At 41.6% G+C, this 23,573-nt stretch carries 20 protein-coding genes; 11 read left to right on the plus strand and 9 right to left on the minus strand.

What is annotated here, in order from left to right:
- The first annotated feature begins 88 nt into the window (after window positions 1-88).
- Window positions 89-1,375 (plus strand): peptidase U32 family protein, encoded by a 1,287-nt coding sequence (locus tag ACOXXR_RS02935; RefSeq protein ID WP_042361172.1) that lies wholly within the window; start codon window positions 89-91, stop codon window positions 1,373-1,375.
- Window positions 1,376-1,419: 44 nt separating this feature from the next.
- Here the strand turns inward: ACOXXR_RS02935 and ACOXXR_RS02940 are convergent, their stop codons facing one another.
- Window positions 1,420-1,749 (minus strand): hypothetical protein, encoded by a 330-nt coding sequence (locus ACOXXR_RS02940; RefSeq protein WP_042361426.1) that lies wholly within the window; start codon window positions 1,747-1,749, stop codon window positions 1,420-1,422.
- Window positions 1,750-1,838: 89 nt separating this feature from the next.
- Here ACOXXR_RS02940 and ACOXXR_RS02945 point away from each other — a divergent pair, with 89 nt between their 5' ends.
- Window positions 1,839-2,051: a YdbC family protein gene (locus ACOXXR_RS02945; RefSeq protein ID WP_006597402.1), complete on the plus strand. Its 213-nt coding sequence runs from the start codon at window positions 1,839-1,841 to the stop codon at window positions 2,049-2,051.
- A 338-nt stretch (window positions 2,052-2,389) separates the two neighbouring features.
- Window positions 2,390-3,121: a cyclase family protein gene (locus ACOXXR_RS02950; protein WP_270308804.1), complete on the plus strand. Its 732-nt coding sequence runs from the start codon at window positions 2,390-2,392 to the stop codon at window positions 3,119-3,121.
- Window positions 3,122-3,488: 367 nt separating this feature from the next.
- On the opposite strand, the gene gorA is transcribed toward ACOXXR_RS02950, so the two are convergent.
- A complete protein-coding gene (gene gorA / locus ACOXXR_RS02955) occupies window positions 3,489-4,838 on the minus strand; it encodes a glutathione-disulfide reductase (protein WP_270308803.1) in 1,350 nt (449 codons plus the stop codon).
- Window positions 4,839-5,038: 200 nt separating this feature from the next.
- On the opposite strand from gorA, the gene ACOXXR_RS02960 reads away from it, so the two are divergent.
- From ACOXXR_RS02960 to lysS, 4 genes are all read left to right on the plus strand, one after another.
- Window positions 5,039-6,196, plus strand: a complete 1,158-nt coding sequence (locus ACOXXR_RS02960) for an efflux RND transporter periplasmic adaptor subunit (protein ID WP_023027084.1) — start codon at window positions 5,039-5,041, stop codon at window positions 6,194-6,196.
- The gene (locus ACOXXR_RS02965) at window positions 6,180-6,875 is read left to right on the plus strand and encodes an ABC transporter ATP-binding protein (protein ID WP_023023871.1); all 696 of its coding nucleotides are present in this window, start codon (window positions 6,180-6,182) and stop codon (window positions 6,873-6,875) included. The genes ACOXXR_RS02960 and ACOXXR_RS02965 overlap by 17 nt, the downstream gene beginning before the upstream one ends.
- Window positions 6,875-8,227 (plus strand): ABC transporter permease, encoded by a 1,353-nt coding sequence (locus ACOXXR_RS02970; protein ID WP_023023869.1) that lies wholly within the window; start codon window positions 6,875-6,877, stop codon window positions 8,225-8,227. The genes ACOXXR_RS02965 and ACOXXR_RS02970 overlap by 1 nt, the downstream gene beginning before the upstream one ends.
- A 184-nt stretch (window positions 8,228-8,411) precedes the next feature.
- Window positions 8,412-9,902, plus strand: a complete 1,491-nt coding sequence (gene lysS, locus ACOXXR_RS02975) for a lysine--tRNA ligase (RefSeq protein WP_445278689.1) — start codon at window positions 8,412-8,414, stop codon at window positions 9,900-9,902.
- 36 nt (window positions 9,903-9,938) lie between these two features.
- On the opposite strand, the gene ACOXXR_RS02980 is transcribed toward lysS, so the two are convergent.
- The 3 genes from ACOXXR_RS02980 to ACOXXR_RS02990 form a co-directional block, all read right to left on the minus strand.
- On the minus strand, window positions 9,939-10,562 hold the full coding sequence (locus ACOXXR_RS02980) for a histidine phosphatase family protein (protein WP_023023865.1): 624 nt from the start codon (window positions 10,560-10,562) through the stop codon (window positions 9,939-9,941).
- A gap of 14 nt (window positions 10,563-10,576) precedes the next feature.
- Window positions 10,577-11,050, minus strand: a complete 474-nt coding sequence (locus ACOXXR_RS02985) for an aminoacyl-tRNA deacylase (RefSeq protein WP_023023863.1) — start codon at window positions 11,048-11,050, stop codon at window positions 10,577-10,579.
- Between the two features lie 86 nt (window positions 11,051-11,136).
- On the minus strand, window positions 11,137-12,000 hold the full coding sequence (locus ACOXXR_RS02990) for a GH25 family lysozyme (protein ID WP_195348122.1): 864 nt from the start codon (window positions 11,998-12,000) through the stop codon (window positions 11,137-11,139).
- Between the two features lie 246 nt (window positions 12,001-12,246).
- Here ACOXXR_RS02990 and ftsW point away from each other — a divergent pair, with 246 nt between their 5' ends.
- From ftsW to tpiA, 4 genes are all read left to right on the plus strand, one after another.
- Window positions 12,247-13,485, plus strand: a complete 1,239-nt coding sequence (gene ftsW / locus ACOXXR_RS02995; RefSeq protein WP_117744475.1) for a cell division peptidoglycan polymerase FtsW — start codon at window positions 12,247-12,249, stop codon at window positions 13,483-13,485.
- A gap of 28 nt (window positions 13,486-13,513) precedes the next feature.
- On the plus strand, window positions 13,514-16,339 hold the full coding sequence (gene ppc, locus ACOXXR_RS03000) for a phosphoenolpyruvate carboxylase (protein ID WP_023023856.1): 2,826 nt from the start codon (window positions 13,514-13,516) through the stop codon (window positions 16,337-16,339).
- 310 nt (window positions 16,340-16,649) lie between these two features.
- On the plus strand, window positions 16,650-17,846 hold the full coding sequence (gene tuf, locus ACOXXR_RS03005; protein ID WP_023023854.1) for an elongation factor Tu: 1,197 nt from the start codon (window positions 16,650-16,652) through the stop codon (window positions 17,844-17,846).
- Between the two features lie 164 nt (window positions 17,847-18,010).
- The gene (gene tpiA / locus ACOXXR_RS03010; protein ID WP_445278690.1) at window positions 18,011-18,769 is read left to right on the plus strand and encodes a triose-phosphate isomerase; all 759 of its coding nucleotides are present in this window, start codon (window positions 18,011-18,013) and stop codon (window positions 18,767-18,769) included.
- 235 nt (window positions 18,770-19,004) lie between these two features.
- On the opposite strand, the gene ACOXXR_RS03015 is transcribed toward tpiA, so the two are convergent.
- The 4 genes from ACOXXR_RS03015 to ACOXXR_RS03030 are packed head-to-tail and all read right to left on the minus strand — an operon-like array spanning window position 19,005 to window position 23,512.
- Window positions 19,005-20,180: an aminoacyltransferase gene (locus ACOXXR_RS03015; protein WP_023027077.1), complete on the minus strand. Its 1,176-nt coding sequence runs from the start codon at window positions 20,178-20,180 to the stop codon at window positions 19,005-19,007.
- Window positions 20,181-20,188: 8 nt separating this feature from the next.
- Window positions 20,189-21,403, minus strand: coding sequence for an aminoacyltransferase (locus tag ACOXXR_RS03020; protein ID WP_123159036.1), 1,215 nt, complete (start codon window positions 21,401-21,403; stop codon window positions 20,189-20,191).
- On the minus strand, window positions 21,403-22,212 hold the full coding sequence (gene yidA / locus ACOXXR_RS03025) for a sugar-phosphatase (RefSeq protein ID WP_445278691.1): 810 nt from the start codon (window positions 22,210-22,212) through the stop codon (window positions 21,403-21,405). The genes ACOXXR_RS03020 and yidA overlap by 1 nt, the downstream gene beginning before the upstream one ends.
- On the minus strand, window positions 22,202-23,512 hold the full coding sequence (locus tag ACOXXR_RS03030; RefSeq protein WP_445278692.1) for an HD domain-containing protein: 1,311 nt from the start codon (window positions 23,510-23,512) through the stop codon (window positions 22,202-22,204). The genes yidA and ACOXXR_RS03030 overlap by 11 nt, the downstream gene beginning before the upstream one ends.
- Between the last annotated feature and the right edge of the window lie 61 nt (window positions 23,513-23,573).

Consider the following 23,573-nt stretch of genomic DNA (forward strand, 5'->3'; position numbering starts at 1 on the left):
CCAAACCATTGCCTTTCGACTGGATTTGCTATAAAATAGACAAGATTGATAATCTAACTAATATACTTGTAATATACTAGGAGATATGATGACAAAACAATTGAAACGTCCAGAGGTTTTATCCCCCGCTGGAACTTTAGAAAAACTAAAAGTCGCTGTTCGCTATGGTGCGGATGCTGTCTTTATCGGTGGGCAGGCCTATGGTCTTCGTAGCCGTGCAGGAAACTTCACCTTTGAGCAAATGGAAGAAGGAGTCCAATTTGCGGCTAAGTATGGAGCCAAGGTCTATGTTGCGGCCAATATGGTCATGCACGAAGGAAATGAAGTAGGAGCTGGAGAATGGTTCCGTCGTTTACGGGATATCGGAATCGCAGCGGTCATTGTTTCAGACCCTGCCTTGATTACCATCGCAGCGACTGAAGCGCCAGGTTTGGAAATTCACCTTTCTACGCAAGCTAGTGCTACCAACTATGAGACCCTTGAGTTTTGGAAAGACTTGGGCTTGACACGGGTCGTTTTGGCTCGTGAAGTTTCGATGGAAGAACTAGCTGAGATTCGTAAGCGGACGGACGTTGAGATTGAAGCCTTTGTTCACGGAGCGATGTGTATTTCCTACTCTGGTCGTTGTACCCTGTCCAATCATATGAGTATGCGGGATGCTAACCGTGGTGGCTGTTCCCAATCTTGTCGTTGGAAGTATGATCTCTACGATATGCCGTTCGGTCAAGAACGCAAGAGTCTCAAAGGGGAAATCCCTGAAGAATTCTCGATGTCAGCAGTTGATATGTCGATGATTGATCATATCCCTGATATGATTGAAAATGGAGTGGACAGTCTTAAAATCGAAGGTCGCATGAAGTCCATTCACTATGTCTCTACTGTAACGAACTGCTACAAGGCGGCTGTTGATGCTTATTTGGAAAGTCCTGAGAAGTTCGAAGCCATTAAGCAAGATTTGATTGATGAGATGTGGAAAGTGGCCCAACGTGAGCTAGCGACTGGTTTTTACTATGGTACTCCTTCAGAAAACGAGCAACTGTTTGGGGCTCGTCGGAAGATTCCAGAATACAAGTTCGTTGGAGAAGTGGTTGCCTATGATGCGGACAAGCAAATTGCGACCATTCGTCAACGGAATGTCATCAACGAAGGGGACCAAGTGGAATTTTACGGACCTGGTTTCCGACATTTTGAAACAGTCATCGAAGATTTGCATGATGCCAAGGGCAATAAAATTGACCGAGCACCAAATCCGATGGAGTTATTGACCATTCATATGCCAACACCAGTTGAACCAGGTGATATGATCCGTGCTCTCAAAGAAGGCTTGATCAATCTCTATAAAGAAGATGGAACGAGTCAAACAGTTCGTGCCTAAAAAGTACAAGAAAAAAACACCGCATGCCTCCCTAGCTTGGAAGTTTACGGTGTTTTTTGTTGGGCGATTCGAATCGTATGTGGAACAAGACTAATCTTTTGAATGTCAGAAATTCGAATAATGGTTGACATACTCTTTTTAAAATTCTTGACAATGAGTTGTTTTCGTTCCTGATCATATTTCACGATATCGCCTGTAAAGCTTTTATTTTGGAAAATGACATGGACTCCTTGTTTTTTTCGAAGGGCCAGTTCAATAATCTGAATAATTTTATCATCCTCTAGTGGGGCTGGTTGGGAGGTTTTATCGTTAAAAAATTCATTCGCTCGGTCCTTGAGAAGCTCAAGAAATCTTTTCATAGCATAATTCTCCATAAGTTGATACAATATATTATAGAAAATTTCATTCATTTTGTAAAATTTTTTACGAATTATTAAGGTGAAAGACATTGAAAGGAGTATTCATGGCAGATTTTAGTTTTGAAATTGAAGAACAACTCTTGGTGTTATCTGAAAATGAAAAGGGATGGACCAAGGAGTTAAACCGGGTGAGCTTTAATGGAGCACCTGCTAAATATGATATCCGCACTTGGAGTCCAGACCATACGAAGATGGGCAAGGGGATTACGCTCACTAATGAAGAATTCCAAGTTCTGTTAGATGCATTTAAACAGTAATGGACAGAGTAAGAAAGAGAGTGGGACAGAAATCGGTCATTCGTTAGAATTCGATTTCGTCGTTCCACCTCCGCACAGTTGAGTGTGGCTGTGAAAGCTGATGAAATCAGCCTAGTAGAGCCCACTCAACCACTGCGTCTTGCTCGACAATCCAAAGACAATTGAGAGGCTAAGACTTTTGTCCTAGCCTCTTTTCTGATGCTTTCTATAATTATAGCTTGAAACTATATCCTATTCAAGAAAACAAGATTAAGGCAAATCATTGTGGATGTTGACATTGACTGTTATAATAACCTTATTCGTTTATTTCATGTCGCACTTATAGGAAAGGAACCCTTATGTCAGATTTACTTAGTATTTACAAAGAATTACAAGCTAAAAAATGGGTGGACTTGAGTCACCAAATCAATGCAGAAAGTCCTCACTTTCCAGCTCTCCCTGCCTTGCAACAAGAAGATCTCTTCACACTAAAAGATGGCTTCCATGTCCAAAAATTTACGGTGGTTGGTCAATACGGAACGCATATCGATGCACCGATTCACTTTGTAGAAGGTGGACGTTGGTTGGATGAGATTGATCTCAAGGATCTCCTCTTGCCACTTTATGTCATCGACAAATCGAAAGAAGTTTCAGCCAATCCAAACTTTATTTTGAGCAAACAAGATATCTTAGACTTTGAAGCAGAACATGGACAAATTGCAGAAGGAGCTTTTTTCGCCTTCCGTAGTGATTGGTCAAAACGTTGGCCAGATCAAGATGCTATGCGCAACCTAGATGAAAATGGGGTTCAACAAAGTCCAGGATGGAGTCGTGAAGCTTTGGAATTCTTGATCCATGAACGCCATGTTAAGGCGGTGGGTCATGAGACCTTCGATACAGATGCGGGTATTCCTGCTGCAGAGCATGGCTTGGTCAATGAATACTACCTTTTGGAACAAAATATCTATCAAGTAGAAGTCTTGAACCAATTGGATCAAGTACCAGCTGTAGGAGCTTTGATTTCAATTGCCTTCCCTCATTGGGACAAGGCGACTGGTTCACCTGTTCGTGCCATTGCCATCTTACCATAAGAAAAAGCAGAGGCTGGGACAAAAGTCCTAGCCTCTCAATTGTCTTTGGATTGTCGAGCAAGACGCAGTGGTTGAGTGGGCTTTACTGCGCTGATTTCATCAGTTTTTACAGCCCTACTCAACTGTGCGGATGTGGGACGACGAAATCGAATTCTTACGAATGACCGGTTTCTGTCCCACTCTCTTTTTTATATGATTTATTAATAACATAACTAGTAAAGCTAGCTTTCATTCTTTCGAAAACTCTTATCTTACAAAAATGTAAGCTAATCAGTTTAAAATGAAAGATTAGACTATGGTAGCTCCAGTGATGATCAGTTAAAATTTAAACATAAGAAGAGGCTTGTTAAACAAACCTTTTCTGATATTAGCGCATGGTAACGAATTCTTCGGAACCGGTTGGATGGATGGCGACAGTGGCATCGAAATCGGCTTTTGTCGCTCCCATTTTGATGGCAACGGCAAATCCTTGAATCATTTCGTCTACACCATATCCAAGACCATGAAGGCCGACGACGGTTTCTTTTGGTCCTGCAGTGATGAGTTTAAATTTAGCCAGCTGACGATGTTGGGTCACAGCTGAATACATAGAGGCGAAACTAGAAGTGTAGACCTTGATAGCTTCTTTTCCATATTGTTTTTCGGCTTCTTCTTGAGTGAGACCGACTGTACCAATAGCGGGATGGGAAAAGACAACGGTAGGAATGGTTGAATAGTCCATTTTAGCATCGGTTTTTCCATTAAAGAGACGTTCGGATAGGGTACGCCCTGCCTTGATAGCGACAGGGGTTAATTCTTTTTCTCCTGTGACGTCCCCAAGAGCATAGATGCCAGGGACAACGGTATTTTGGTATTCATCCACTGCAATGAATCCTTTTTCATTTAAGGTGACACCTGCAGCTTCTAGATGGAGGTCCTGAACGTTTGGTTTTCGACCGGTCGCCCAGATAATATGATCAGCGACAAAAGATGTTTGGTCTTCGAAATAGACTCGGATTTGACCATTTTCTTCCTTTGTGAGTCGAACAGGAACCTTGTGAAGATGGAGAGGCAATCCTTGTTTGTCCATCTCCTCCATTAAGCCATCAACAATGTATGAATCAAACCTTCTTAAGGGACGATCACCGCGAACGAAGAGATCTGTCTGAACACCAAGGGCATGGAGGACACCGGCTAGTTCTACCGCAATGTAACCAGCGCCAATAATGGCAACTGATTTTGGTAGTTCTTCCCAAGCAAAGACATCGTCAGAGGTTTCTCCTAGGTTTGCTCCAGGTAGATCTGGGACGTAAGCATGGGCACCTGTAGCGATAACAATGTGTTTAGCCTTGATGGTTTCCCCGTTGACTTCAACCGTATGGGGGTCGATAAAGCGAGCTCGACCTTGGATATATTCCACACCATTTCGTTTAAAACTGCCGTCATAAGACGAACGAGCCCGATCAATATAGGCTTCGCGATTTTTTCTTAATGTCGCAAAATCAAAATTGGTCTGTTCAGAAGTAAACCCATAATCTGGACCGTAATCACGAATGGCTTCAGCAATTTGGGCGCCATACCACATAATTTTTTTAGGGACACATCCTTTGTTGACACAGGTTCCACCTAGTTGCTTTTCTTCAATAACAGCAGCGCGGGCTCCATGTTCTCCAGCACGGTTCATGGTAGCAATCCCTCCGCTACCTCCACCAATGGAGATAATATCAAATTCTTTCATGGTTCGTACTCCTTTGTTGATTTACACCTTCATTGTAACAACATAGGTTACAAAAATCAAGAAATTGCCATCGTTGAATAGGAGGAGAAAACAAGATAGCAAAAAAAACTTGCAAAACAGATGATTTTGAATTGAAAAATGAGGAAATATGATATACTAAACTTATAATTTGAAACGCTTTCGAATACTGGAGGAAAGAAATGAAAAAATTTAAAAAATGGCAAATCGTTACAGCTACAGGCGCTGCACTAGCAGTCCTAGGAATCGGGAGCTGGCTTGCTTTTGGAAGATCTAGCAATGGTCCTGAGGAGTTGGTGGATATGACTCCTATGGTTCAAACAGTCAAAGAAGGTTCCATTGCTTCATCAGTATTGTTGACGGGGAAAGTCACTGCCAATCAGGAGCAATATATCTACTTTGACGGAACGAAAGGAGATTTGCAATCCATCTTAGTGAATGTTGGGGATCAAGTGACTGCTGGACAAGCCATTGTTCAATATAGCAGTACAGAAGCGCAATCTGCCTATGATGCCGCTGTTCGTGCAGTTAATAAAGCGGATCGTCAATTAAACGATCTCTTGACCAATGGGGTGACGATTGATACAACAGGGGATGAGGAAGCAGATAGCAGCTCAGCCTCTCAAGCTCAACGATCTTTGGATACTCAAGTGGGTGATTTACGCGATGCCCGTGCAGATGCTGTAGCCAATATGGAAAAAGCCAAGGCCTTATTGGATGCTACAACCGTAAAAAGTAGTACAGATGGGACAGTTGTAGAAGTTAATAAGGATGTTTCAAAATCAACAACAGGAACCAACCAAACTCTTGTTCATATCGTCAGCAATGGAAACCTTCAAGTAAAAGGAGAGTTGTCTGAATATAATCTAGCCAACATTTCAGTTGGCCAGGAAGTGACCTTAACCTCCAAGGTCTATCCTGGGAAAAAATGGACTGGAAAGATTAGCTATGTAGCTAACTATCCGACGGATGCAGGTCAGGCAGGTGCAAGTGCTGCAGGTTCTGGACAAGGAACAGGAGGAGCCAAATATCCGTTTACTGTAGATATTACGAGTGAGATCGGCGATTTGAAACAAGGTTTCTCTGTCAATATTGAAGTAAAAAGTTCAACCATCCATCCTTTAGTTCCTGTGACAAGTGTCCTATCGGATGGCGAGCAAAGCTATGTTTGGACCATTGAAGCTGGTAAGGCTAAAAAAGTTATGGTTACCTTAGGAAATGCAGATGCAGAAAATCAGGAAGTCTTATCTGGCTTGAAGAAAGATGCGCAAGTGATCATCAACCCTTCTGGAGATTTGGAAGATGGGAAAGAGGTCGGAAAATATGACAAAATTGATTGAGCTGAAAAATATCAATAAAAGTTATAAAAATGGAGATCAAACCTTACAGGTATTAAAGGATATCCATTTAGAAGTAGAAGAGGGAGAATTTCTAGCCATTATGGGACCTTCTGGTTCTGGGAAATCTACTCTAATGAATATTATTGGCCTTCTCGATCGTCCGACTAGTGGTGAGTACAGATTAGAAGGGGAAGAGGTTGGGAACCTCAGTGAGAAGAAGTTGGCTCAGGTTCGCAATGAGCAAATTGGCTTTGTCTTTCAACAATTTTTTCTCCTATCAAAACTTAATGCCTTTCAAAATGTCGAGCTCCCCTTAATTTATGCAGGAGTGAATCCTTCCAAACGAAAGGAATTAGCCGAACAGTTTTTAAAGAAAGTTGAGCTAGATACGCGGATGCACCACCTTCCTTCTGAATTGTCCGGAGGGCAAAAACAACGGGTGGCCATTGCCCGGGCTTTGGTGAATCATCCTTCTATTATCTTAGCGGATGAACCAACAGGAGCTCTTGATTCCAAAACCGGCGAACAAATTATGGAGCTTTTGACAGCACTCAATCAAGAAGGGAAAACCATCATCATGGTAACCCACGAAACGGAGATTGCTGCCTATGCCAAACGTCAGATTGTCATTCGAGATGGAGTGATATCATCGGATAGTCGCAATGAAAGGAGGGCCTGATGCAGAACTGGAAATTCGCCATTAGTTCCATTATGGGACATAAAATGAGATCTTTCTTAACCATGGTAGGGATTATTATCGGGGTTGCCTCAGTCGTTGTCATCATGGCTCTCGGAGATGGGATGAAAGCTGGAGTGACCAAGACCTTTACTAAGGATCAACAGTATGTTCAGATTTCTTATTCCGCCCGAAAGAGTGGCTACATGACTGGTTTTAATCTTGGCCCAGAACCTGTCTCAGAAGAAGGCGGCGCTGAAGGTGGTGGGGAAGGTGGCGTCGCAAGTGAAGAAGACCAAGGAATGTCACCACCAGCTGGCTATGGAGAGGAAACTAGCGAAGATGTTGATAATCCAATCCTTGAAACCCCTCCTGTTGTCCAAGAAGAATGGGTCAAAGAACTGACCAAGATTCCTGGGGTTGATGGCTACTATGTTGGTAATACAGCCAATGCTACTATCTCCTTTCAGAAGAAAAAATCTGAAGGGGTGAATATTATGGGAGTCAATGATACCTATTTCTCTGTTAGAAAATTTGAATTGGTTTCAGGAAGAAAACTAAATGCCTCAGATTACCAGAGTTTTTCTCGGGTCATCATGCTGGATGAAGGCTTAGCTTCGACCTTGTTTGGAACGGAAAGTGCTCTCAACCAAGTGGTTGCTGTCGGAGACAATAACTATCGGGTGGTAGGAATCTTCAAGGATCCAAATGCTGGATCTGCATTATATGGGGCTTCTTCTGGAGGAAGTGCCTTGATGGCTAATACCCAAGTAGCTTCAGAATTTGGAACAGAAGAAATTTCCACTATTGTGGTGCATATTCCTGATGTCAAACAGATTAAATCAACTGGAATCGAAGCAGCGAAAAAATTAACCGAGCTATCAGGAGTTCGCCAAGGGGAGTTCCAAATTTTTAATATGGATAGTCTCTTAGAGCAGACCAATCAAATGCTCAGTATTATGACAACAGTCATTGGAGCGATTGCAGGAATTTCCCTTCTCGTTGGTGGGATTGGGGTCATGAATATCATGTTGGTTTCTGTGACTGAGCGGACACGTGAAATCGGTCTAAGAAAAGCACTTGGAGCTACTCGTAGCAAAATCTTGATTCAATTCCTCATCGAATCAATGGTCTTGACCATGATGGGAGGAATTCTCGGTTTGGGATTGGCCTATGGTGTCAATGCTCTCATCGCCACAGCTGCTGCAGGTGCTCTAGAAGGGCCTCCAGTCGTCTCCATGTCAGTGGCTATTGGAAGTATCATCTTCTCAGCTTGTGTCGGAATTATCTTTGGTATCCTACCAGCTAGCAAGGCATCAAAACTAGACCCAATTGAAGCCCTACGCTATGAATAAGGTAGAATGACTTGAATGATGGATTGGGACAATCGTCGTGTTCCCTTCTGAAATCTAGGAATGTGATTGGAAAGGTAGCAAACTCCCTTTCCTTCCATTCCTTTTTTCATTTTTCCTGCTCAAGAATAGTGTATTTCCTCGGTAAATATGATAAAATAGGGGAGAATAACTTAGGAGGTTCCAAATGACTACTGAACATATGGAAGAATTAAATGACCAGCAGATTGTCCGTCGCGAAAAAATGGCGGCCCTTCGTGAACAAGGAATCGATCCATTTGGAAAGCGATTCGAACGTACTGCTGATTCTGGTCAATTAAAAGAAAAATATTCAGAATTAGATAAAGAACAACTTCATGACTTGAACGAGACAGCTATTATTGCAGGCCGTCTCGTGACCAAACGTGGAAAAGGGAAGGTTGGTTTTGCCCACCTTCAAGACCGTGAAGGTCAAATCCAAATTTACGTTCGTAAAGACGCGGTTGGTGAAGAGAATTATGAAATTTTCAAAAAGGCCGACCTTGGAGATTTCCTTGGTGTAGAAGGAGAAGTGATGCGGACAGACATGGGTGAGCTTTCAATCAAAGCTACTCACATCACTCATTTATCTAAAGCCCTTCGTCCCTTGCCTGAAAAATTCCATGGGCTTTCAGATGTGGAAACCATCTACCGCAAACGCTACTTGGACTTGATTTCTAACCGTGAAAGCTTTAACCGCTTTGTAACCCGTTCAAAAATCATTTCAGAAATCCGTCGTTACTTGGATGGTCAAGGCTTCCTTGAGGTAGAAACACCTGTCCTTCACAACGAAGCTGGTGGAGCATCTGCGCGTCCATTTATCACTCACCACAATGCCCAAAACATTGATATGGTCCTTCGGATCGCGACTGAGCTTCACTTGAAACGCTTGATTGTCGGTGGAATGGAACGCGTCTATGAAATCGGACGTATCTTCCGTAATGAAGGAATGGATGCCACCCACAACCCTGAATTCACATCGATCGAAGTCTACCAAGCCTATGCTGACTACCAAGATATTATGGACTTGACAGAAGGCATTATCCAACATGCTGCTAAAGCGATTCATGGGGATGGTCCAGTTAACTACCAAGGAACTGAAATCAAGATTAATGAACCCTTTAAACGGGTCCACATGGTGGATGCCATCAAGGAAATTGCTGGCGTTGATTTCTGGAAGGAAATGAGCTTTGAAGAAGCAGTAGCCCTTGCCAAAGAAAAACATGTGCCAGTTGAAAAACACTACACTGAAGTGGGTCATGTCATCAATGCCTTCTTCGAAGAATATGTGGAAGAAACCTTGACACAACCAACCTTTGTCTATGGACACCCTGTAGCTGTATCTCCATTGGCCAAGAAGAATGATGAAGATCCTCGTTTCACGGATCGTTTTGAGCTCTTCATCATGACCAAGGAATATGCCAATGCCTTTACAGAATTGAACGACCCAATCGACCAATTGGAACGCTTCAAAGCGCAGGCACGCGCCAAAGAATTGGGAGACGATGAAGCGACTGGTATTGACTACGACTATATTGAAGCTCTTGAATATGGTATGCCACCAACAGGAGGACTCGGAATCGGTATCGACCGTCTCTGCATGCTCCTTACTGACACAACTACTATTCGGGATGTTCTTCTCTTCCCAACTATGAAATAAGATAAAAGAAAACACTGATCGCAAGATCAGTGTTTTTTAGTCTTCCAAATAAGAGGTGTCATTCCAAGTTTCTAAGTGATAGTGCTCAAAATCATCTGTTGTCAAAATGGTCACACTGGCATTATTGAGGCCACCGTTTTTACGGAGTTCCTCTGGTTTATAGCCAAGTAGGGTCCGAATGGAAGCTGTTAAATTAGCCCCATGTCCAACGATAAGAACGGTATCGAACTCTTTTCCTTTCAGGCTTTTCACAAAATCACAGGTACGCTTGGTTGTTTCAGAAACGGATTCTGCCTCAAATAGGTCGTGATGGAATTGTGATAGATCGTGTCGGAAAGCCTTCATTTCCTCAGGATAGAGAGCTTTCAACTCCACAATTTTACCACCTTCTAGCCTACCAAGCTGCCATTCCCGTAGAGCAGGAGTCTCTTGGAGGGAGGTAGGATGCTGATTTTGCTTGAGGAGGATTTGAGCAGTATGGACGGCTCTAGGCAAATCGCTTGAATAAGCTGCATCAAAGTGTGTTTGAGATAGATGCCGACCCAAGGCTTCTAACTGCTGGATGGAAGATTCTAAAAGCGGGGAGTCGCCGTTTGCCCCTTGGATACGGCCCTCCTCGTTCCACTCAGTGCGTCCATGACGGACAAAATATAGTTTCATAGTAGTTTTATCCTTTACTCAACCAAATCCTCGAAGCTAGCCTTGACCAAATCAGCTAAATCTTGCGCCTTGATTTGAATACTGTGACCAACTTCACCTGCAGAGACAATCATCTGATCAAGTTCCAAGGCAGATTGGTCAATGAAAATAGGGTAGTTGTGTTTTTGTCGAATGCCGACAGGATTATTGGCCCCGTGGACATAGCCTGTTGTTTTTTCTAAGTCTTTCTGTGGAATCATGCTGACTTTTTTATTGCCAGATAGTTTGGCCAATTTTTTCTCTGACAAGTGGGCAGAGATGGGAACAATTCCGATAACAGGACCAGTTTTATCGCCAGTTAGAGCCAATGTCTTATAAATTTGCTCAGTCCTAATCCCTTCTGGAATTATTCCTTCAAGGGCATTGATTTGTAATCCCATATGGGGGATTTTTGCTTTTTGCAAAATTTGTTCCACCAATGTTTTTTTTACTTTTTGTTTTTTCGCCATCTTACTGTTGTCTTTCTCTAAATTTTCTAATATTATATCATACTCTTTGAGTTGCAGTTTAAGAGAAAAAGAGGCGTCTGCCTCTTTTAATTCTTTTCTACTGTAAATAGTTTTCGGTAGATTTTTTCTTGATCTTGTGTAGGTGCAATCTGGTTTAAGTCCAAGTAGTGGGTGAAGCCATTCAATTGCCCCTGAGAGGTGTACTGGTGAAGATCATACTCATCATCAGTAGATGGAGCCGCATTGTAGTAGCCATCATCATAACCATAAGTTGGAATCCAGAGGGCGGTAAATTTATCAGTGGAGATACTATGTTCCTCCATGAAGTAGGTCCCAATATAGATTCCGATATTTTTGGCTCCCAATGATGCTAGCTTGGCACGGAAGGCTTCCACTCCAGCGTTCATATCACCCATGGTTTTTTCTTCTACATCCAGCCAATAATAGGTTGGTTTGTATTTTTTGGATGCCTGATAGAACTCTTCTGCTTCCTTTTCCATTTCTTTCTTGTCCTTGGCAGCTACGTAAGCATATACCGCAACTGGAATATCTCGTTTTTGAAACTCTTTAATATGAGTTTCGTATGATTTGTCTATTCCATTTAAATAAGTCGCAGCATTTTCTTTTTTAGCTTGAGCGCCACTATGAACGCGAACAATGACTCCAGAAACATTCTGTGCTAAGAGATCATAATCAATCTCGCTTGGTAATTGCCAACCAGAGATGTCAATAATTGGTCGATTCAAAAATTCTTGATCTAGTTCTTTTACTGAATCAGAAGAAGAGGAAGATGGGACTTTTGATTGATTGGTTTTCTTTACCTCTTGTGTGGTCTTGCTTCTAGCAAGTTGATTCCTTTGAATATCTGCTACTGTCTTAGAAATGAGCAGAAAGGAAAAGATGCTTAGGAAAAAGACGAAGAGGACAATTGGTTTAATCCTTTTTCTCATACAGAATCATTTTACCGCAAAAGATGGAAAAAGGCAAAACAAAGGGTCTGAAAGCGCAAAAACAAACGATTGTCGTAAAAATGCGGATTACTTTTTTGGACTAAGCTAGTAGGAGGAAAAAAAGGGCTAGACTGATCTGATTAATCCTCTATGACAGGTGAAAACCGAATCTTATTTGATATTTCCTTTTTTTTACTATTGAAAGGTGATATAATGAAGACTGAAAATTAGAAGTATGGGTGTTACATGAAATTAGAAAAACGTCATTTTTTAAACTATTCAATCCTGATTCCGTACCTCCTTTTGTCAATATTAGGATTGATTATTGTCTACTCGACAACGAGTGCATTAGCCATCCAAAAAGGAGTTAGTCCTTTTGGGATGATCAAAAGCCAGGGAATCTTTTTTGTTCTGAGTTTGGTTACCATTCTCTTTATCTATAAGGTGAAATTGAATAACCTTAAGAAAAAGGCTTTCATTGGGATTGTTATCATTGCGGAGACGATCCTTCTCTTGCTATCGCGTTTTATCACAGACACGGTGAATGGGGCGCATGGGTGGTTGAATTTTGGAGGTTTCTCAATTCAGCCAGCTGAGTACTTGAAAATTATCCTAGTTTGGTATTTGGCCTTAGTTTTCTCTAAAAAGCAAGAAGAGATTCAGCAATATGATTACCAGGCACTTACCCATAATCAATGGATTCCTCGTGATTTGGCAGATTGGCGTTGGATGGTGCTCTTCTTGATCGCTATTGTAGTAATCATGCCAGACTTAGGAAATGCGACCATTCTCGCACTAACAACTTTAATCATGATTAGTGCAAGTGGGATAGCCTACCGCTGGTTCTCAAGCCTATTAGCTATGCTAGTGGGGGGATCGACTGTTCTCCTTTATTCCATCAAGTTAATTGGGGTTGAGAGATTTTCTAAAATCCCTGTCTTTGGATATGTAGCGAAACGTTTCAGTGCTTTTTATAATCCCTTTAATGATTTATCAGATTCTGGACACCAATTGGCCAATTCCTATTACGCCATGAGTAATGGGGGCTGGTTTGGCTTAGGGCTTGGAAATTCGATTGAAAAGCAAGGGTATTTGCCAGAAGCACATACAGACTTTGTCTTTTCGATCGTCATTGAAGAACTTGGTTTTGTGGGAGCTAGTCTCATCTTAGCCTTGTTGTTCTTCTTAATTTTGCGTATTATTCTTGTGGGGATACGGGCAAGAGATCCATTTAATTCGATGATGGCCATCGGTATAGGAGGGATGCTTCTGACTCAAACCTTTATTAATATTGGTGGGATTTCTGGGTTGATTCCTTCGACAGGGGTGACCTTCCCCTTCCTATCACAAGGAGGAAATAGTTTGTGGGTCTTATCTATTGCGATTGCCCTTGTCTTGAATATTGATGCGAGTGAAAAGCGCGCCCTAGCTACTCAAGAGGCCCCTTCTTACGAGAAGCCTCAGAAAATCCAAAGCTATTACTAAACCGGAGTGAGTAAAGAAAGGAGTTATCATGACTTTACAAAAACTAGAGAGCTATACCAACAAAGAGATTATCAAAGAAGAAGTTGAGATTTTAACCACTATTTTAGAAGACATTGCTAAAAATTTGGTGAGTCCAGAAACCTTTGATAAGATTCTTGAATTGAAAAAACTATCTGTCTCAAAAGACTATTTAAAATTGGATCAAATTGTTAGAGAGCTATCAAATGAAGAGATGATCGTGATTTCTCGATACTTTGCCATTCTCCCCTTATTGATTAATATCTCTGAAGATGTCGATTTGGCTTTTGAAATCAATCATCAGAATAATGTGGGACAGGACTATCTAGGAAAACTATCGTCAACCATCCGCCAGGTGGCTGAGACTGAAAATGCTCAGGAAATTTTGGAACGCCTCAACGTGGTACCAGTATTGACAGCTCATCCTACCCAAGTGCAACGGAAAACCATGTTGGACCTAACCACTCAGATTCACAGCCTTTTGCGCCAACATCGGGATGTGAAAGCAGGCTTGATGAACGAGACCAAATGGTACAATAATTTGCGTCGAAACATTGAAATTATGATGCAAACCGATATGATCCGTGAAAAGAAACTCAAGGTAACAAATGAGATTACCAATGTCATGGAATACTATAATAGTTCCTTCCTTCAGGCTGTTCCTAACTTAATGTTGGAATACAAACGTCTTGCCAAGGAGCAAGGGATCGAGTTACAGCAACCTAAACCGATTACGATGGGAATGTGGATTGGTGGAGACCGGGATGGGAATCCTTTTGTAACTGCTGAGACCTTGAAGCGATCAGCTACCATTCAAAGTGAAGTTATTCTAAACTACTATATTCAGAAAATATCTAGCCTATATCGGAATTTCTCCCTTTCTACCAATCTTTCAAAAACCAGTCAAGCGGTTGAAGAGATGGCGGCCCGTTCGAGTGATACCTCTGTCTTTAGAGAGAAGGAACCCTACCGTCGAGCCTTCCATTATATTCAATCCAAATTGGTCCAAACCTTATTGAATATTAAGGAATGGTCAGTAGTTGGCTCAACAGTAGATGAGCGCCATCCGATTGAACGTCTTCTCGGTGCTCACACCCATCAACAAGGAGTGGTTTCCGATTATATCGGTACCCGTATCAGTGGTGCTATCCAAGAGTTGGCAGAAGATCGTCCTCCTTATTACGAAACAGTTGAAGAATTTAAACAGGATTTGACCCTGATTCAAGAATCATTGATTGAAAATAAGGCAGAGGCTTTAATCTCAGGTGAGTTTGCTGAGTTATTAGAAGCAGTAGAGGTCTTTGGTTTCTTCTTGGCTTCGATTGACATGCGTCAAGATTCGAGTGTTCATGAAGCCTGTGTGGCAGAACTATTAAAAGAAGCAGGGATTAATGATCACTACAGTGATTTGTCAGAAGACGAAAAGTGCGAGTTGCTGTTACAAGAGTTGTTAGAAGATCCTCGGATTTTATCTGCTACCCATGCAGAAAAATCAGAATTGCTTGAGAAAGAATTAGCTATTTTCCAAACAGCGCGTGAATTAAAAGACCGCTTAGGAGAAGATGTCATTCGTCAAACCATTATTTCTCATGCAACCAGTGTATCGGATATGCTTGAGTTGGCCATCATGTTGAAAGAAGTGGGACTGATTGACAAGGAAAGCGCACGTGTGCAAATTGTTCCTCTCTTTGAGACGATCGAAGACTTGGACCAATCTGAAGATACGATGAGAAAGTATCTGTCACTTCCAATTGCTAAACGCTGGATTGCTTCTAAGAACAACTACCAAGAAATTATGCTTGGATACTCAGATAGTAATAAAGACGGTGGTTATCTATCTTCTTGTTGGACTCTTTATAAGGCCCAACAACAATTAACAGCGATTGGCGACGAATTTGGTGTCAAGATCACCTTCTTCCATGGCCGTGGTGGAACGGTTGGTCGTGGTGGTGGCCCAACCTATGAAGCTATCACCTCACAACCATTGAGATCCATCAATGATCGAATTCGTTTGACTGAGCAAGGTGAGGTCATTGGCAACAAATATGGGAATAAGGATGCAGCTTATTACAACTTAGAAATGTTGGTCTCTGCAACGATTAACCGGATGATTGCTAAGAAGAAGAGTGAAAAGAGCATGTCCGACCAGTACAATGAGATTATGGATCAGATTGTCAATCGTAGCTACGATATTTATCGTGAACTGGTTTTTGGCAATGAACATTTCTATGATTACTTCTTCGAATCCAGTCCAATTAAGGCCATTTCTAGTTTCAATATTGGTTCGCGTCCAGCAGCCCGTAAGACCATCAAAGAAATCGGTGGCTTGCGTGCCATTCCTTGGGTCTTCTCATGGTCACAGAGCCGCGTGATGTTCCCTGGCTGGTACGGTGTAGGGTCCAGTTTTAAAGAATTTATTGATGCAGACCCTGAAAACATTGAAACCTTGCGTTATATGTACCAAAAATGGCCATTCTTCAAGTCTCTTCTTTCAAACGTAGATATGGTGCTCTCAAAAGCCAATATGAACATCGCATTTGAATATGCCAAGCTGTGTGAAGAAGAGGAAGTTCGTGATATCTTCAATATTATCCTGGATGAATGGCAACTGACCAAGGATGTTATTTTACAAATTGAAGGGCATGATGAACTCTTAGCTGAGAACCCTTATCTAAAAGATAGTTTAGATTATCGTATGCCATACTTTAATGTTCTGAACTATATCCAATTAGAATTAATTAAACGCCAAAGACGTGGTGAATTGCCTGCAGATCAGGACAAGTTGATTCATATCACAATCAATGGTGTCGCGACAGGATTGCGTAATTCTGGTTAATCGTGAACCCTAAAAACCAATCTCAATTAGAGGGATTGGTTTTTTACTGGAATAAATTGGAAATGTTTGTGAAAAAACAGAAAATAGGAGAGAAATAATGAAATAACTAGCTGTTTGTTTCAAAGAAGTAATGGAAGTATAAATTCACAAACTTCCATTTGGACAAATTCATTTAAGAAAAAAGAAATAAGAAAAAAAGCTAGTAAAACACTTGCAATTTAGACGAAATTTGATAAAATAGTAAGGAAAGTTAGACTGTATTGCCTACTGTCTATCTATAAAATATATTTTATTGGAGGCTTTTACTCAAATGGCAAAAGAAAAATACGATCGTAGTAAACCACACGTTAACATTGGTACTATCGGACACGTTGACCACGGTAAAACTACCCTAACTGCAGCTATCACAACTGTTTTGGCACGTCGCTTGCCTTCATCAGTTAACCAACCAAAAGACTATGCGTCTATCGATGCTGCTCCAGAAGAACGCGAACGCGGTATCACCATCAACACTGCGCACGTTGAGTACGAAACTGAAAAACGTCACTATGCTCACATCGACGCTCCAGGACACGCGGACTACGTTAAAAACATGATCACTGGTGCTGCCCAAATGGACGGAGCTATCCTTGTAGTAGCTTCTACAGATGGACCAATGCCACAAACTCGTGAGCACATCCTTCTTTCACGTCAGGTTGGTGTTAAACACTTGATCGTCTTCATGAACAAAGTTGACTTGGTTGACGATGAAGAATTGCTTGAATTGGTTGAAATGGAAATCCGTGACCTTCTTTCAGAATACGATTTCCCAGGTGATGACCTTCCAGTTATCCAAGGTTCAGCTCTTAAAGCTCTTGAAGGTGATTCTAAATACGAAGACATCATCATGGACTTGATGAACACTGTTGATGAGTACATCCCAGAACCAGAACGCGATACTGACAAACCATTGCTTCTTCCAGTCGAAGACGTATTCTCAATCACTGGACGTGGTACTGTAGCATCAGGACGTATCGACCGTGGTATCGTTAAAGTCAACGACGAAATCGAAATCGTTGGTATTAAAGAAAAAATCCAAAAAGCGGTTGTTACTGGTGTTGAAATGTTCCGTAAACAACTTGACGAAGGTCTTGCAGGGGACAACGTTGGTGTGCTTCTTCGTGGTATCCAACGTGATGAAATCGAACGTGGACAAGTTATTGCTAAACCAGGTTCAATCAACCCTCACACTAAATTCAAAGGTGAAGTTTATATCCTTACTAAAGAAGAAGGTGGACGTCACACTCCATTCTTCAACAACTACCGTCCACAGTTCTACTTCCGTACAACTGACGTAACTGGATCTATCGAACTTCCTGCTGGAACTGAAATGGTAATGCCTGGTGATAACGTGACTATCGACGTTGAGTTGATCCACCCAATTGCCGTTGAAAAAGGTACTACATTCTCTATCCGTGAAGGTGGACGTACTGTTGGTTCAGGTATGGTTACTGAAATCGAAGCTTAATTCGATCTAGTTCCCAGATTAACAATTATATAGACAGACAAAAAACCCCGTGAAGACGGGGTTTTTATTATGCTAAAAAGCAAAATGATCTTGTGCAACCTTTCATTATGACGAAAATTATGGTAAAATAGGTTATATAAAATTAGAAAAACGAGGTGTGTGAAATGTCACGTAAACCATTTATTGCTGGTAACTGGAAAATGAACAAAAACCCAGAAGAAGCAAAAGCATTCGTTGAAGCTGTAGCATCAAAACTTCCTTCATCTGACCTTGTTGAAGCTGGGATTGCAGCTCCTGCCCTTGATTTGACAACTGTTCTTGCTGCGGCTAAAGGTTCAAACCTTAAAGTTGCTGCTCAAAACTGTTACTTTGAAAACGCTGGTGCCTTCACTGGTGAAACTAGCCCACAAGTTTTGAAAGAAATCGGTACTGATTACGTCGTGATCGGTCACTCAGAACGTCGTGACTACTTCCATGAAACTGATGAAGATATCAACAAAAAAGCAAAAGCAATCTTTGCTAATGGTTTGCTTCCAATCATCTGTTGTGGTGAGAGCCTTGAAACTTACGAAGCAGGAAAAGCTGCTGAATTCGTAGGTGCTCAAGTATCTGCGGCTTTGGCTGGATTGACAGCTGAGCAAGTTGCTGCATCTGTAATCGCTTATGAGCCAATCTGGGCTATCGGTACTGGTAAATCAGCTTCACAAGACGACGCACAAAAAATGTGTAAAGTGGTTCGTGACGTTGTAGCAGCTGACTTTGGTCAAGAAGTAGCTGATAAAGTACGTGTTCAATACGGAGGTTCAGTGAAACCTGAAAACGTTGCAGAATACATGGCTTGTCCAGATGTTGATGGAGCTCTTGTTGGTGGTGCATCACTTGATCCAGAAAGCTTCTTGGCATTGCTTGATTTCGTAAACTAATCGAACATAAAAAGAGAGTGGGACAGAAATCGGTAATTCGTTAGAATTCGATTTCGTCGTCCCACCTCCGCACAGTTGAGTAGGGCTGTAAAAGCTGATGAAATCAGCGTAGTAGAGCCCACTCAACCACTGCGTCTTGCTCGACAATCCAAAGACAATTGAGAGGCTAGGACTTTTGTCCCAGCCTTCTTTTCTTGTCTTAAAAAAACCAGCTAGTAAGCTGGCTTTTGTTTTCTTATGAACGTCCTAAGATTCGTTTGATCAAGGACAAGGTTTTAAATTTCAGAGGATTTGGGTAATATCGGAAGGTTCCCATCTTACGGACAATATATCCGTTGAAGTTTTGTTTGAAACGAAGAACACCGTCTGAGCCGTCAAAGATTCCTTGAATGCCTAGGAAATTGTATAAGGTGATTCCTTTTTCTAGTGCGCGCTTCATTGCATGGTATTGAATCAAGAAGGCGGCAGAAAATTTCTGATATTTGGTATACGAACCACCAAATAAATAGGTCACTTCTGATGGATTATAGATGATGAGGGCGCAGGCCAAAGGAACAGTTTCAGCAGTTTCATCAGCCAAGGTCTCTCGGACAATTGTCTTTTGTTTCTCTAATTTTTGTAGCTGTTGCTCATATTGTTTAGATGAAGGATTTAGTAAGGAAATCTTCTGGTCTAAGTAAGCAAGTGCATCAGTTGTATTGATTTCAGCAATGAGAAATTCTGCATTATCCTTAAAGGTATCATAGAGATCGTAGTAGTAGTCTAGACTCTTGTCTTCAAATCCTTGACGTTTTCCAGTTTCTTCAATAATTTTTTTAAACTGAGGGATCTCATCTCTACTAATATTTCGGATGGAAATGTCATAGTTAAGGGCAGTCGTAATATTACGGCTACAGTTTTTGTTGAAGGATTTTAGGAGAGATTTCGCATCATAATCAGTTAGGTCTTTCAGATAATGCCAAACAGGTTCTCCTCCTGGATAGCCTACTTGTAAGCCATCAAATTGATAGCCAAGATCCAGTAATGAATGGAGAAGTTGTTTTTGCTCTTCTTCGGTCGGGTTTCCATTGCTATCGAAAACTTGATAGTGGTCATAAGGTTTTAAAATAAATTCGATACCACCATTTTCTTTTACATAATCCTGCAATGCTTCGTAAAAATCTGGTAGGTAGCGAGCATCCGTCACGATTGGTCCACTATTGATTTCGTAATGCAAGCCTCCCGTCATGGGTAGGCTATATAAAATGGCAGAGATAGCTAATGTTCCTTGCTCTTCCCATCCAATATATTGAATAGTTGCGCCTCTTTTTTGAAGCAAATCAGCCATTTCAATACTCTGTAAAAAAGAGTGATTGGAAGTAGTGAGAGAGTGTTGGTAAAATTCTTCCCTACTAATAATATTGAATGTCATAGGTCACCTTACTGTTTATTTCTTAGTTTTTTTCGTAATTGATAGGCTTTGTTAACAAGGGGATAAAGAATACTTGTTGGGAGGTTGAATTCGCCAACAAATTCTTCGATCATTGGATTAAATTTTGACTTGAAGTGGTAGAGTCCTCCATCTAAATGGTTCTCAACTCCTCCCATATTTTGCCAATCAGCTCCACGGTCAAAGGCATGCTGGGCTGTTTCATACCAAGTCAAAATAGCTGGTTGATAACGGCGGAAGTTCTCATCCATCCCTGCATAGACATTCTCTGAAGTGCCTCCAAATTCAAGAGTCAAGGTTCCAGAAAGAGAAACGATTTCTTGGCTGTCTTTTAGCTCTTGATTGAGAAATTGGATTTCTTCTTCCAAACGTTCTTTTTCTTGACGGTTGTTATCAACCTTGCCTGGTTTTGTTTTTTCGTTAAAACGACTAGCTTCTGCTTGATTTTTTTCAAGTTGCTCTTTGAGTGAAGCAAGGCGTTGAGCCAAGTTAATTCTTGATAGAGTGATGTAAGATTGCCCTGCATAGGTTGTTAGCAGTTTCTCATAATAGTCTTTTCCACGAAGATGGATACCTTTACGAGCCTCTGTTTTTTTCATTAGAGCTGCAAATTCGTCTAAGAGTTCAGTGCCTCCAAAGATGACTTCGACTCCTTTATTTCGGGCGGTCCGAATGGCTTGCTTGGTGGATTTAGACAGTTGGTCCTCTGTGAAGTATTCCTTGTAGATATTGGCCTGGAAACGTGGTTGAATGGTTTCTCCCATGTCCTCCGTCCGACCAACCCATTCCACTCCACATTCTTTTAAAGATTGGATAATCGCTAAAGTAGCCTCTTGATGTTTTGCCTCTTGGCCAATTAACCCTTTTCTTAGGAAAAGAGAGGGATCAAATTTGGCGAAAACAGCTCGCTTGCTTTTAGCATATGTTTTGATGGATTGGAGCATAAAGGCCACTAATTCGCTATTTTGGTAATCCATTATAGGTCCACGTGGGATATAGAGCATAGTAAAACCAAGTGGGAGTGGTTGGATTAAAATACTTGCAACTGCAACTAGTTTTTGATCTTGGTAAATCCCAAGGCGTTCATTGCCCCAGTTATCTTTGATCTTTGCCCAATCTGAGCTTTGAAGCAAATTGGTCTGGGGGCTATTTTTAACGAATTCATCATGTTCTTCGGCTGTAATACCGATTTTATAACTATACATTAATGGAGTACCCACTTTCTAAGGGCGTAAGCGACACCCGACTCATCGTTGGAGCGCGTGATGACTTTAGCGATCTTTTTTAATTCAGGACTGGCATTGTCCATTGCTACAGGGAGACTAGCAACCTCTAGCATGGCCTGGTCGTTTTCTTGATCTCCGACCGCCATCACTTGGTCTGGACTTAGGTTTAACTTGGACGCTAACTGTAAGAGAGCTTGACCTTTATTTACTGTCTTAGGTAAAATCTCAAGGTAAAAAGGTGCGGAACGCACAATCGTAAAACGGTCGTAAAAATTATCCGGAATAGCGGAGAGGACCGTTTCTAAGACTTCCGGTTCGTCGACATACATACACTTGAGAACCGTATGATGCTCCATTTCTTCAGGAGTCCGATAGAAAAGATCCGAGTGGACCAATTTGGCTTCATGGACGGTATAGGTACCAATGTTACGATTAGCTGTATAAATGCCAGACTTGGTACTAGCATGCATAGGAACAGCTAACTTACGAGCTAGCGCTTCAATATCCAAATAATCGTTGTAGGAGAGGTGTTCTTCATAGAGAGTTTCACCAGTGTGGGCGTCTTGAATCAGTCCCCCATTGAAGGTGATGACGAGGTCACCTGGTTGATCCAAATGAAGTTCCTCCAACAATCGAAGGACACCAGAACGAGGACGACCAGTTGCTAAGACAACATGAACCCCTTGAGCTTTGGCATCTTGGATAGCTTGGAAAACTTCGGGGGTTACTTGGCCGTCTGATGTTAAAAGGGTTCCATCGATATCCAGGGCAACAAGTTTAATGTTCATGTTTCTCTCCTGTGAAGGTATCGTTGATAATATAGGACTGGAATAATTGTAGTTGAGGTGTAAACAAGCTATTTTCAAGCAACATTTCTTTCGGGAAATAGAAGCGGTTATCCCCTTGTCTACTACCAGCTAAGGAAGCAACGATAGGAGAGAGTAGGGATAGCTCAGCTAATTTACCATCCTTTTGGATGATCTCAATTTGAGTACGAGGTTTTTCTGAATCTGGTCGGTAAACGTCGTAAGGAAGGTCAAAGTTTCGATGGATAGCTGTATAATAGATTGGATCAAAACCAACCTCTTGAATCAGTTGTTTGAGAGCAGCTAATTGTTTTTCATCCTTATCTTGAAAGAGAATGGATTTGAAAACCTTGCGATTGATAAAACGCTGGGCCAAATCAGAGAGAACAGAATCAGGACTCTCCATCCAAGATTGAAAATAGGTATTCATGACGCCGTCGTCCAAAGCCAAGTAATCGGCAAGGTTCACTTGGTGTTCAAAGAATGGAATCAAGCGAGGTGAAGTCGCGTGAAAGAACTCCTTGTGCGTAGCATAGAGATGACGTGCTCGCTTGAGTAGGTTCTGTAATAGGACTTCCATTGCTCTAGTAGCTGGGTGAAAGTAGACCTGCATATACATTTGGTAACGAGAAACAACATAATCTTCAACTGCATGCATCCCATTGACCTGAAAAGCAATCCCATTTTCTACTGGACGAATAACGCGCAATATACGAGTTAAATCAAAGTTTCCGTAAGAGGCACCAGTGAAGTAGGCGTCTCGTAGAAGGTAATCCATGCGATCGACATCAATCTGACTAGAGATTAACTGCACCACTTGTTTATTAGTGTAGGTGTGGTCGATAACACTGGCAACCTTTTGAGGGAAATCTGGAGCTACTTGAATTAAAATCTGGTAGATTTCCGTTTCAGGACAGGTAATGATTTCCTGGGTCATTTTTTCATGATCTGTATCAAATAGTCCTTCAAAGGTATGTGAATAGGCCCCGTGTCCAATGTCATGGAGCAAGGCTGCAACCATGGTAAGGAGGGATTCACTCGAGTCCCATTGGTCGGTATATTTCTCATCAAAGATAGATAAGATACGACGAGCAATTTCGTAGGCTCCTAGACAGTGCGAAAAACGACTATGCTCGCCCCCATGAAAGGTAAACCCAGAGGTTCCCAACTGTTTGATGCGACGTAGTCGTTGAAATTCTTTTGTATTAATGAGCTTGTAAATGACTGGGTGATCCACGTGGATATAGTTGTGCACAGGATCCCGAAATACTTTTTCATTCATGCCTCTATTATAGCAGAAAACGGCCTAAATTGGTATCGAGAGATGGTTGCAATAGGAAAAA

This window comes from Streptococcus sp. KHUD_013 (assembly GCF_052588545.1).